Here is a 12,197-nt window from a genome sequence, read left to right as displayed (position 1 = left end):
AAAAAACCTCCTATATTTTAACTTCGCCTTTATTTCTCGTTAAATAATCCCATAGGTTATTACCGCTATTTTCAAGAAGATCTGTAGCGATGAGGTCACTCCAGTAATCACTGTGGACTCCTTCATCTCGCCATGACCATAAACGACGAGTATATTGTTGAAGTGCATGCTCATATGTTGTCCCTATTGCAGCCAGTACTTGATGTCCTATCGTTGCTGCAAGAGTTATAGCTTCTTCAGCTCTTAAACACGTAAAAGCAACTTCATTTTGATTTGAATCATTGAGTAGTGCAGCAGTAAAATTATTAAATGCTGCTTGCATCACAGCACTTTCGCCTGCTAGTTGCACTAAGTGCTGTTGTACAAGTTGGAATCGATGTATCGGTCGGCCAAATTGTTCACGTTCTTTTGTATACTGAACAGTTAACTCATTAACTTTTTCGATTGCCCCTGTAATAAGAGCAAGTCGAAATGCTGTTTCCAACTTAGTTATATGGTGCATTTGTTCAAAATTAAGGATGTCAGAAACTTGAACTATCTTCGAATTTTTCAGTACCACTGTGTCACGTGGCTCGCCTGCTAAGTTTGTACTTGGAGTAATGTCAGCATGTAATAATTCAACTAGAACTAATTGGGGACCATCGACTTCGTTAACAAGCACGAGCAGTTTTTCTGCATATCTTGCCCATGGGATATTAGATGCTGCCCCAGAAATACGATTATCTTCTATAAAGAAATTTTGATTTCCTGAAATCATGTATGTTACTAAACTATCAGAAGGCTTAAGAGATACATATTCAAGTAAAGTATTCGCAAAAGTTACTTCGGCAAAGGGGATAGGGGCAGCATATTTTCCTGTTAGACGAACAATATTTAATAAATCATCTAAATCTCCTCCAGCACCCTCATTTTTTTCTGAAATTGCTACAGTTGTCATTCCGTTTTCAAGAAAAATATCCCATAAATCTTTAGCCCATTTTCCATCTTCTAAAATATCTACTAAATCTTTATCCACATTTTCTTTAAGAACACGGTCTACCACATCTAATATCATTTCTTTCATTTCACTCATTGTACAACCACTCCCTTCGCAACTACTCCATATAAAACTTCAGTTGTACCTCCACGTATTGTAAAGCCTGGGGCATGTAAAATGGATTGCGCCATTAAACGATCTATTTTACGTTCAGCTTCAAGATGAGGATATGTTTGAACAAGTAGTCGCGCTATTTCAGGGACACTTTGTTCAAACTTTGTACCAAGTGCTTTTACTAACGCTGCAGGAATACTTACATCTTTCCCATCTCCGGTTTCTAAAAGCTTTGCAACACCAAGTGATAGGTTACGCAAGCTCCATAAACGAGCTACAATTTTAGATGCCTGCTTTAGCCCTTCAGTATTATTTTGAGCTTTTAATTCTTGAATTAACTCATTAATTAGGGGAAACGTACTTAAAATACGTTCTGGACCACTTCGCTCAAAAGCAAGTTCGGCTAATCCCTGTGCCCAACCATTACCCAACTCTCCCACTAGCATATTTTCCGGTACAAACACGTTTTCGAAGAAAATTTCATTATAATGATGTTCTCCAGTTAAAAATTTTATAGGTACAATCGTCACACCATCTGCATTTAAATCAATTATTAACTGACTAAGACCTCCATGTTTATTCGTCCCATCAAACGGACTTGTTCTTACAAGGGTCACCATATAGTGACTAAGATGGGCATTACTAGCCCAAATTTTTTGCCCATTAACTATCCAGCCTCCTTCAACCTTTTCAGCACGTGTGCTCAAAGAAGCTAAATCAGAACCGCTATTTGGTTCGCTTAAACCAATTGCAAAATAACATTCACCTTGCACAATTTTAGGTAAAAAATATTCTCGCTGCTCTTCTGTTCCATATCTGAGCAGTAAAGGTCCTGTTTGGCGATCAGCAAACCAATGTGCTGCCACTGGTGCCCCAAAAGCTAAAAACTCTTCTGTTAGAATATAACGATCGATAGTATTTCTTTCTTGACCGCCATATTTCTTTGGCCAGGTCATACCAATCCAACCTTTTTGTCCAATCAATTTCGAAAAGTTTGAATCATCCCCACTTAACCATGAGTCACATTTTGTTTCAAAAGTGCCTTTATCTAACTCTTCTTGCAAAAAGTTTCGTACTTCCAATCTAAATTGCTCTTGTTCATCGCTAAATTCAACTGTAGGTAATTGAATCATTATTACACCCCTTTTACCGTATTACGGTAATTAATATTTTATATGTGTATAATATAACTCTTTCAGATGACTTTTTCCATTAAAATCTGAATTTTTTTTATTTTGAATATTTATTAGGGGGTTTTTTTTATTGATTGGGTCAATAAAAAAAGCATCACAACGCAAAAAATCCTTTAATTTTGTCTATATCGTTTGATATGGACAGAATCAAAGGAGTTTTCCTTATAAATTAAATTTAATTCGTTATTTTTTATTAAAAATCAAGTCTTCTAGTCACAAAAAATTTATATATATCTCCTTTATAGAAAGATTCTTTAAATTCTAAGGGATCTTCATTTTTATATACTATCGATGTTACTTTTAACAATGGAGAAGCGATAGGAATACAAAGTATTGAAGATACTTCTTCATCGCTTACTATAGCCTCAAAAGTTTGTTCAATATGCGTAGGCTTATATTCTAATGAATTATAATAATAATCAATTGTTGAAAAAGGCTTATTTAGCTCAGTCATTTCTTTGGAAAAATCATTTACTAATGAACCTAATTCGAAAGGGAAATATGAATTATAAAATACAACAGGATTATCATTCCCAGATCCCAGTAGTTGGATGTTTGTTATTTTATCCATTATATTGATATTCAGAATTCTAGATAATTGAAAATCACTTGTTATTGTCGAAGTTTTGATCAGCTTAGTCGAGGCTATTAAACCTAACTGTTCTACTGTTGATTGGAAACTAGTGATTCTTTCTAAAGGTTGAGCAATCATTTTTTTTGCCACAAAAGTACCTAGCCCCTGCACCTTTTCTACAAGTTGCGCACGCTCTGCCAAAGAAATTGCTTGTCTAACAGTAATTCTACTAACTTTGTACATATCCGCTAACTCTTTTTCTGAAGGTATTTGGGTGCCTACTTTCCATTTCCCGCTAATTATTTGTTCTTCAACAATATTTTTTAATTGCTCATATAAAGGCACTGAATTTTCTCTACTTAGCATAATTAACCCTCCCAGACTGTTTATAACATGTATTATTAATCATTACATTATATTTATATAATATTAATAAATAGAGAATATTATGTCAAATTAATACTATATATGCGTTTATTCGAGAATATTTTAAATTTTCTTTGACATAACATGTTATAATAACTTATTATAATCTTAATATTCTGAAAAGGGGGAATTTTTTCTGAAAAAAATTTTTGATACTAAATTATTAAGTTTACTTTTTGTTTTATTATTTTTAGTGGCTTGTAGTTCCAACGATGATAATGCGCAAGAAGCCAGTGGTAGCAATAATCTGTCATCTGCTTCAGAAGATAAGAATTTAATTATGGGAATCAAGAGCTCGGTAATTTCATTAGATCCAGCTAATTATCGTGATCGCGTATCAGAAGGTGTAGTAAGAAATATTTTTGATGGTTTAGTCACTCGAGATGAAAAAGGTGAAGTTGTTCCCCTAATTGCAGAACGCTGGGAAAATTCTAGTCCTACAGAATGGATATTCTATTTAAGAGACGATGTAAAATTCCATGATGGAACACAGTTAACCGCTGATGATGTTGTATTTACATTTGAACGTATTATTACTCCTGGTGCGATTGCGGGCAATACATCCCCTCGCCAAGGATTAGTCGGTCCCTTAATTGGAATAGAAAAATTAGATGACTACTCAGTAAGATTTATTTTTGAGAGTCCATACCCTATTTTTTTAAAAATGCTTCCACACCAACAAATTGTACCTAAAGCATACATTGAAAAAGTTGGAGATGAGGAGTTTGCAAATAACCCTATTGGAGCCGGTCCATTTAAATTTGTTGAAGCCAAATTGGATGAAAGAATCATTGTAGAAAGATTCGATGATTACTATGGCGATGTGGCTAAAATTAAGAAATTAGCATTTGATGTTATCCCTGAAAACTCTTCTCGTGTTGCCGCCTTACAAGCTGGTGAGGTTCAACGTATACATGCTATAACTGCATCTTTAGCAGAAGAGTTGAAGAAAAATGACAATATTCAAGTCAAAAGTGTAAATGGAACTCGTGTAGCAATGATGGAAATGAACGTTAATATTGCTCCATTTGATGATATACGGGTACGCCAAGCTATGAATCATGCCATTGATATGGAAAAAATTGTATCTAGTATTTTTGGTGATTATGCCGAAAGACTTGCTGGAACCATGCTTCCAGGGTCCTTTGCAGAAAATACAGATTTAGTGCCATATGAATACGATATCGAAAAAGCAAAATCCTTATTGGCAGAAGCTGGTTACGCTGATGGTTTCTCCGTAACTATCGATACAGGAGATGAACATAAAGAAGTTGCCGAGGCAGTAGCTAGTGAGTTAAGAAAATTAAATATCGATGCAAAAACTCGTATTTGGGACATGGGTGTTTTAAAAGACCTACTGCTAAATGGAGAACGACAAATGTCAGTTAGCGATTGGGGGAACGGTAGTATGGATCCTTTCGATCTACTAAACCCTAAGTTAAAAACTAAAGATCGTGGTAACTATAGTCAATACAGTAATGCACGCGTTGATGAACTCTTATCATTAGGCGAAACTGAAATAGATGAAAAAGTACGGGCAGAATATTATAAAGAAGCTCAGCAAATTGTTTATGACGAGGCACCTTGGATATTCGGTTACGCAGTTAAAGAAATAGAAGCATCTGTTGCTAATTTGGAGAACTGGGAGGTATACCCAGATGGAATGTTCTACCTGCCTAAAGTTGAACTGAAATAGAAAATCAAATTTATTAGTGCTTCAAAATCAAGGGGAATAATAGAATTATTTTCCAAATCATTCCCCTCCACGTTGGAGTACTAATAATTTATTCTAATCAGAAACTCTTTAAAGAAGACAAATAACGTAATTTGAATGGGGCGATGCTATGAAACTAATAAAAATTATTGAAAGAATACTAGCAACAATCCCAATTATGTTAGGTGTAGCGTTAATCGTATTCTTATTTATGCGCCTAACTCCAGGAGATCCAATCGATTTAATGATGGGGGAAGGGAATGTTTCTGAAGCTGAGGAAAGCGCATTACGTTCACAAATGAATTTAGATCAACCTCTTCATATTCAGTTAAAAGACTATGTTTTGCAATTAGTACAGGGGGATATGGGGGAATCGTTCAAAAAAAACAGGCCCGTTTCAGAGCTAATTGGGGAAACATTACCGGCAACAATTGAATTAGCATTAGCTGCAGTATTTATATCAGCAATTATTGGAATACCCTTGGGCGTTTACTCAGCTGTTAAACAGAATAGCTTAATAGACCGAATAGGGATGGGCGGGTCTTTTTTAGGAATATCCATGCCTCCTTTTTGGCTGGGAATTGTTATGATTTTAATTTTTTCGGTGTTCATGGGTATTACACCTGTAAAAGGACGACTTGATTTTGAATACACCATACCTACTATCACTGGTATGTATGTAATCGATAGTTTAATCATAGGTGATTTTGCAGCCTTTAAAAATGCTTTGAGTCACTTATTCTTACCAGCCTTAACACTTGGGGCAAGTATGGCGGCAATTGTTGCTCGAATAACAAGATCAAGTATGATTGAAACTTTAAAAGCAGATTATGTCATATTGGCACGTGCTAAGGGATTGCCAGAATGGAAAGTCATTACTGTCCATGCATTACGTAATGCACTGATTCCTACAGTAACAATTATCGGTTTAGAAATTGGAGTTATGTTGAGTGGAAATATGATTGTTGAAACGGTCTTTGGTTGGCCAGGACTTGGTCGATTAGCGGTTGATGGCATCTTTAATCGCGATTATACACTCGTTCAAGGAGTAGTAATGTTTTATGCATTTGTTTTCGTTATTGCCAATCTAATGGTTGATATTATTTACACATATTTAAATCCTAAGTTACGTGTGTAGAGGAAGAGGTGAACTGATGACAAGAGAAATAAAAATCATCGAGACCACGACTTATGATTCCTATGCTACTTCTACCAAACTTCAAAAGTGGGGGAAGAATTTAAAAAATATTTTTAAAGATCTTAAAAAGCAGCCCATAGCATTAATAGGTGGAATTGTCGTGTTACTCTATGCTGTTATAGCCATTATTGGTCCCTTCATTACCCCTCATAGTGGGATAGAAGGTGATCTAGCAGACCGTATTTTACCCCCAGTTTGGATGGAAGGTGGTACGTGGAACCATATACTCGGTACAAATGAACAAGGTGTAGATTTATTCTCACGTATCATTGAAGGTACACGTGTTTCCATTGCAGTTGGTATTATTGCCACAACAATTTCAGTTCTCGTTGGTACATCCTTAGGTTTAATAGCAGGGTATTTTAGAGGATGGTTCGACACAGTACTTTCGCGAATAGCTGACTTATTATTATCTTTTCCCTTCCTAATTTTCGCAATCGGGCTAATGTCATTTTTAGGACCTGGTTTCTTGAATTTAATTTTAGCACTCTCATTTATTGGCTGGGTAGAATTTTTCCGGATAACTCGGGGAGAATCACTATCTGAGCAAAAGAAGGAGTATGTTGAAGCAGCCAAATCCATTGGAAGAAATCCCATCAAAATTATGTGGAGTGAAATTTTACCAAATATTATTCAAACTATTTTTGTATTGGCGACACTTCGTTTTGGCTACATGATTATTATGGAGGCATCATTAAGCTTTTTAGGGTTAGGAATCCAACCTCCTACTCCGGCATGGGGATCAATGATTGCTTCTGGTCGTGAATATATGTTAACAGGTTGGTGGTTATCAACATTCCCTGGGATTTTCCTCCTTATTTTAGTTTTAAATATTAACTTACTTGGTGAGGGCCTAAGAGACATATTAGATCCACGAATGAAGACAAAATAGGGGGTGGGAACTATGTTGGAAGTCAAAAATCTAACGGTGGGCTTTAAAAAAGATGAATCTTGGATTAAAGCTGTAAACAATATAGAGTTTTCTGTAAATCAAGGACAAATAATTGGCATTGTAGGAGAATCTGGATGTGGTAAAAGTACAGCATTATTCAGTATTTTAGGGCTAATTTCTAAACCGGGTGAAATTCTTGATGGAGAGATTTCATTTGGTGGGCATAATCTAACTACTAAAACTAAAAAGCAGTGGACTAAAATCCGTGGGAATGATATTTCAATGATTTTCCAAGATCCAATGTCTGCACTAAATCCAGCTTACTCTGTAGGAGAACAAATTCGTGAAATAATAAAAACTCATGGAACTCTAAACAACGGTAAGAATAATTTCTTTAATAAACGTAAACAAAGACAAAAAGAAAAAGAAAAAGTCATCGAGTTAATGGGAGAAGTGAAAATTCCTCATCCTGAAAAACGCTATGATGATTTTCCACATCAATTTAGTGGAGGTATGCAACAGCGAATTTTAGTTGCAATGGCAATCGCAAATAATCCTAAATTGCTATTAGCAGATGAACCAACAACAGCTTTAGATGTAACTGTACAGGCACAGATTTTAGAATTACTAAAGGAAATTAATAAAGTACACAACACTAGCATTATTACAGTAACGCATGATTTAGGGGTTGCATCCGAATTTTGTGATGAAATTATTGTTATGTATGCTGGGAGAATCGTAGAAAAAGGGTCTTCCTATGATGTGATTAATAATCCATGTCACCCTTATACAAAAGGTTTATTAAATTCTATTCCAACAATTTCAGAAGAGAAAAAAATAATTGAACCGATTAAGGGAAATGTAATCGATTTAGCAAAAGTAGGAGAAGGTTGCGGCTTTTATAATCGCTGTCCCTATGCAACTGAAAGATGTAACGCTCCTGTCAAAATGACAAAGATTAATGAAAACCGCTATGTAAGATGTATACAGTACTTGGAAGGAGAGGTTTGATATTGCTAAATACTCTACCAAATAATGATCAAATTAGTTCAACTCCAACATTAGAAATTCAACCTCTTATTGAAGTACGTAATCTAAAGAAATATTTTAAACGTAGTGCCAGCGTACTTGAAAAAGTATTAACGAAGCAAAAAGATTCATTAGTATGCGCTGTTGATGATGTAAGTTTTAGCATCTACCCAGGCGAAACCTTAGGATTAGTTGGCGAAAGTGGGTGTGGCAAATCTACATTAGGTAGAACTATTCTAAATTTACATGAAAAAACAGATGGACAAATTATTTTTAAAGGCAAAGATATTTCTGACATGAGTAATAAGACCACAAAAGAATATCGAAAGCATGCACAAATTATATTCCAAAATCCATACGGGTCGCTTAACCCCAGAATGACCGTCTTCGAAATTTTAAAGATTGCAATTGAATGTCGTGGAGTAAGTGATCCGTATGTTCAACAACAAGAAATTTTTGATTTGATTGAACGTGTTGGTTTAACTAAAAGACAATTAGATCAATATCCCCATCAATTTAGTGGTGGTCAACGTCAGCGAATTGGTATTGCAAGAGCTTTAGCGATGAAACCTGAATTCATTGTTGCTGACGAACCCGTATCAGCACTAGATGTTTCTGTTCAAGCACAAATTTTAAATTTAATGGATGAGCTAAAACAAGAATTAAACTTAACATATTTATTTATCGCACACGATTTAAGTGTTGTTTACCACGTAAGTGATCGAGTGGCTGTTATGTACTTGGGGCAGATGGTAGAAATGGCAGAAACAAAAGAATTATTTAATAATCCTAAACACCCCTACACTAAAGCCTTACTTTCATCTATACCAGCAGTTTATAAAGACGAGAAGAAAGAGCGAATTATATTAGAAGGCAATGTACCATCCCCAATAAATCAAACTGTTGGATGCGTATTTAAAGACCGTTGTTTTAATAAAAAAGGACCAATTTGCGATCTGGTGCGACCTGAATGGCAATTAATAGATGGACATGGTGTAGCATGTCACCTATATACGGAGGAGACAATAAATGAATAAACCTATAATTGGGGTAAATTGCAATATAAAACCCCATGAAGGATTAGCAGGGGAATTGAATCTAGATAAGTCATATATAGAGGCTGTTTATCTTGCTGGTGGGATTCCGCAAATTATACCTCATTTTACAAATCTTGAAGCTGTTGATGAATTAATCGAGTTATATGACGGATTGTTAATGACCGGGGGCGGTGGTCTCTTGCCAGCTATGGAAGACATAGAAGAATTACCTGGATTAAAAGAGCAAAATCCTGTTAGACATCCGTTTGATTTAGCTTTAATCAATGCTGCTTTGAAGAAAAAAATTCCTATTTTAGGTGTGTGTCGTGGTCATCAAACAATCAATGATGCTTTAGGCGGGACCATCGAAAATATAGGTGATACAACTCACCAACAAAGCCCATTTGGACAAGAAACATCGCATCCAATTAGTGTAGAACCGGACAGCATTTTAAAAAGCTGCTTTAATAGCAGCGAGGTTAATGTAAATAGTTATCATAGACAAAGAGTTAAAAATGTTGGCAAGGGATTAAAGGTGAGTGCATATGCTTACGATGGCTCAATTGAAGCTATTGAAGGCATTGAATATTCATTTCTCTTAGGTGTACAATTTCATCCCGAATTCCGGATTCATGATTCACAAATGCTAGCAATATATAAAGCCTTTGTTGAAGCTGCATCTAAAATTCCGTAATTCATTTTTAAATAATGAATCCTTCATCCTTTAAACACTAGATTAGAGAAATCGGCTTGAATCTGTTTATCACTGTTTTATAGCTTTTCTAAAAAGATATATAGCACCCGTCACTGGCTATAAGCATTGCGTTCTACTCCTTAGTTTTGGTGTTTTGTTTCTCTTTAGTATTAAAAGATCACACGAGAAATTCAGAGCACTTTTTACAGGGGCAGGACATGAAATAACTCATTATAATATGTTACAACAACTGGAGGTTTTACTATGAAAAAAGAATTAAGAATTGTAAGTCCTAATGGCCATTTAGGTTTTGCTCCTACGAAAGAAGGCAGCTTTAAGATTGCAGCAGCTACAAAACCAGATTATTATTGTGCAGATTCTGGTAGTGATGATATTGGACCAACAGCACTTGGTTCCGACCGTTCTGTGAGTATGTATAATTGGCAAAAACATGATTTAGAATTAATGCTCTTGGCAGCGAGAGAACAAGGTGTCCCTATGATTATAGGTTCTGCAGGTGATACCGGTGCTAATAGTCGAGTTGATATGTATGTACAAATTATTAAAGATTTAGCCAAAGAACATAATTTACCGCCTTTTAAAATTGGATACTTTTATTCAGAAGTAGAAAAGGAATTTTTAAAAAATCAAATGCAAAATGATGTAAAAATTGAAGGCCTAGACTCTCGAAATGATTTGACATTGGAAGAACTTGAAAACACAAAACGTATTGTGGCGGTTGCTGGTGTTCATCCTTTCATAAAAGCATTAGATTTAGGCGCTGATGTAGTTATTGGAGGACGATCTAGTGATGTAGCAGTATTTGCTGCACCTGCTATTCGTGAAGGTTTTCCTGAAGCAAATGCATATTATCTAGGAAAAGTATTAGAATGTGCATCATTTTGTGCAGAACCTTATGGCGCTAAAGAAAGTATTATTGGAACAATCACACATGAAGACGTAAAAGCAACAGCAATGCATCCTGATCAAAGATGTACTATTGCCTCAGTTGCTGGGCATGCAATGTATGAACGGTCAAATCCATATTTTGAATACTTTGCAGGCGGTATGCTAGATATGACAGATTGCCATTATGAGCAATATGATGAAAAAACATGCCGTATTACCGGTTATAAATATAAGCCAATCGAAGGGAAAGTTAAAGTTAAATTGGAAGGTGCCGGATTAATCGGTGAAAAATTTATTGGCATTGCCGGTGTCCGTGATCCATATACAATTGAAAATATTGATACAGTAATTAAGTTTGTAGAGGATCAAGTAGCTCAAGAATTTGCTGGAGTTGAATACAGTCTTAACCTCAAAGTGTTTGGGAAAAATGGTGTTATGGGCGATTTAGAGCCTGTTAAAGAGATTAAATCACATGAGTTGGCCATTGTAATTGAAGGCATTACACGTGATAAAGTCACTGCAGAGGAATTAACTTTATTTGCCACAAGACAAGTATTCTATTGTAAGCTACCCGAGGTTAAAGGAACAGCAGGTACAGCAGCTTATTTAATTGATGATGTTTTATATGCTGGACAGAGCTATAAATGGACATTAAATCATGTCATTCCTGTTGAAAATGCATTAGATCTCTTTGATGTGAGAGTGGAAGAAGTTACGTCTGAACAAAAAAATAAAGTTCTTAATTAAAAGGAGGTAATACTATGGCTGTAGAGTATTTGAAAGATTTAGCCAAAACAGTTCGTTCTAAAAATGCCGGTACCGATCGTATTACATTTGATATTATTTTTAATAATCAAGAGAACTACAATAAAGTATGTTCTAGTAATGTTATTACGCGTGAAAGTATGGCGAAACTATTTAACGTTTCCTCAGATCGCATTACAGATTTTGTACAATATAATCCTGCAAATGCAATTAAATTTACAATATCCCGCCTTACTCCAAGTGGAAGCCCTGGAGATGGGGACATTTTCGGCTCTCAACAATATGCACCCTTGTTAGATATTGAAATTCCCGTTTAAAAGGTACCCCATTTAAATAAAATACCCAGTAAAAGGCAATTTCAGTATAGAACTGACAATTGCCTTTTATATGTATAATGGTTCTTCTCCATCTTTACTACATAAAACAGCATAATCTTTCTCCCTCGCTCACCATCACGTAATTTTTTTCTCTGTGCCGGAAAAAGGGCATCCCATGATTGCTGGCAGATTGTCGAGAAAAAACCTAGACAAACATTTGCTTTTCTAGTTGTTTAATCCACTCAGCCTGTTTATCTAACTTGTTCGAAGCATTTTCTACTTTACTTTTCTCTGTAACCGTCAACCCAATTTGAACATTTTTTGCTCATTAAGGATGAACACTTTTTATTCGTTAAAGA

At 35.4% G+C, this 12,197-nt stretch carries 11 protein-coding genes; 8 read left to right on the top strand and 3 right to left on the bottom strand.

What is annotated here, in order from left to right; genetic code table 11:
* Positions 1 to 10: 10 nt before the first annotated feature.
* The 3 genes from MKX73_RS19420 to MKX73_RS19410 form a co-directional block, all read right to left on the bottom strand.
* Positions 11 to 1,072, bottom strand: a complete 1,062-nt coding sequence (locus MKX73_RS19420; RefSeq protein ID WP_340719018.1) for an acyl-CoA dehydrogenase family protein — start codon at positions 1,070 to 1,072, stop codon at positions 11 to 13.
* The gene (locus MKX73_RS19415; protein ID WP_340719017.1) at positions 1,069 to 2,223 is read right to left on the bottom strand and encodes an acyl-CoA dehydrogenase family protein; all 1,155 of its coding nucleotides are present in this window, start codon (positions 2,221 to 2,223) and stop codon (positions 1,069 to 1,071) included. Before MKX73_RS19415 ends, MKX73_RS19420 begins: the two co-directional genes overlap by 4 nt.
* A 253-nt stretch (positions 2,224 to 2,476) precedes the next feature.
* Positions 2,477 to 3,223 carry a GntR family transcriptional regulator gene (locus MKX73_RS19410; protein WP_340719016.1) on the bottom strand — a complete coding sequence of 249 codons (747 nt, stop codon included), beginning with the start codon at positions 3,221 to 3,223 and terminating at the stop codon, positions 2,477 to 2,479.
* A gap of 340 nt (positions 3,224 to 3,563) precedes the next feature.
* Here MKX73_RS19410 and MKX73_RS19405 point away from each other — a divergent pair, with 340 nt between their 5' ends.
* The 8 genes from MKX73_RS19405 (at position 3,564) to MKX73_RS19370 (ending at position 11,838) form a co-directional block, all read left to right on the top strand.
* Entirely contained in the window at positions 3,564 to 4,979 is a 1,416-nt protein-coding gene (locus tag MKX73_RS19405) for an ABC transporter substrate-binding protein (protein WP_340719015.1), read from the top strand.
* Positions 4,980 to 5,127: 148 nt separating this feature from the next.
* A complete protein-coding gene (locus MKX73_RS19400; RefSeq protein ID WP_340719014.1) occupies positions 5,128 to 6,135 on the top strand; it encodes an ABC transporter permease in 1,008 nt (335 codons plus the stop codon).
* A gap of 16 nt (positions 6,136 to 6,151) precedes the next feature.
* Positions 6,152 to 7,087 carry an ABC transporter permease gene (locus MKX73_RS19395; RefSeq protein WP_340719013.1) on the top strand — a complete coding sequence of 312 codons (936 nt, stop codon included), beginning with the start codon at positions 6,152 to 6,154 and terminating at the stop codon, positions 7,085 to 7,087.
* A gap of 12 nt (positions 7,088 to 7,099) precedes the next feature.
* The gene (locus MKX73_RS19390; protein ID WP_340719012.1) at positions 7,100 to 8,098 is read left to right on the top strand and encodes an ABC transporter ATP-binding protein; all 999 of its coding nucleotides are present in this window, start codon (positions 7,100 to 7,102) and stop codon (positions 8,096 to 8,098) included.
* A 2-nt stretch (positions 8,099 to 8,100) separates the two neighbouring features.
* The gene (locus tag MKX73_RS19385) at positions 8,101 to 9,153 is read left to right on the top strand and encodes an ABC transporter ATP-binding protein (protein WP_340719011.1); all 1,053 of its coding nucleotides are present in this window, start codon (positions 8,101 to 8,103) and stop codon (positions 9,151 to 9,153) included.
* Complete coding sequence (locus MKX73_RS19380; protein ID WP_340719010.1) at positions 9,146 to 9,847, top strand: gamma-glutamyl-gamma-aminobutyrate hydrolase family protein; 702 nt, start codon at positions 9,146 to 9,148, stop codon at positions 9,845 to 9,847. The genes MKX73_RS19385 and MKX73_RS19380 overlap by 8 nt, the downstream gene beginning before the upstream one ends.
* Before the next feature lie 264 nt (positions 9,848 to 10,111).
* Positions 10,112 to 11,503 (top strand): acyclic terpene utilization AtuA family protein, encoded by a 1,392-nt coding sequence (locus tag MKX73_RS19375; protein ID WP_340719009.1) that lies wholly within the window; start codon positions 10,112 to 10,114, stop codon positions 11,501 to 11,503.
* Positions 11,504 to 11,517: 14 nt separating this feature from the next.
* Positions 11,518 to 11,838 (top strand): DUF4387 domain-containing protein, encoded by a 321-nt coding sequence (locus tag MKX73_RS19370; protein WP_340719008.1) that lies wholly within the window; start codon positions 11,518 to 11,520, stop codon positions 11,836 to 11,838.
* Positions 11,839 to 12,197: the final 359 nt, after the last annotated feature.

This window comes from Solibacillus sp. FSL W7-1436 (assembly GCF_038007305.1).
In the GTDB taxonomy this organism is placed as follows: Bacteria; Bacillota; Bacilli; order Bacillales_A; family Planococcaceae; genus Solibacillus.
The sequence above is the reverse complement of the archived record's forward strand: the minus strand, read 5'-3'. Positions and strand labels throughout refer to the sequence as shown.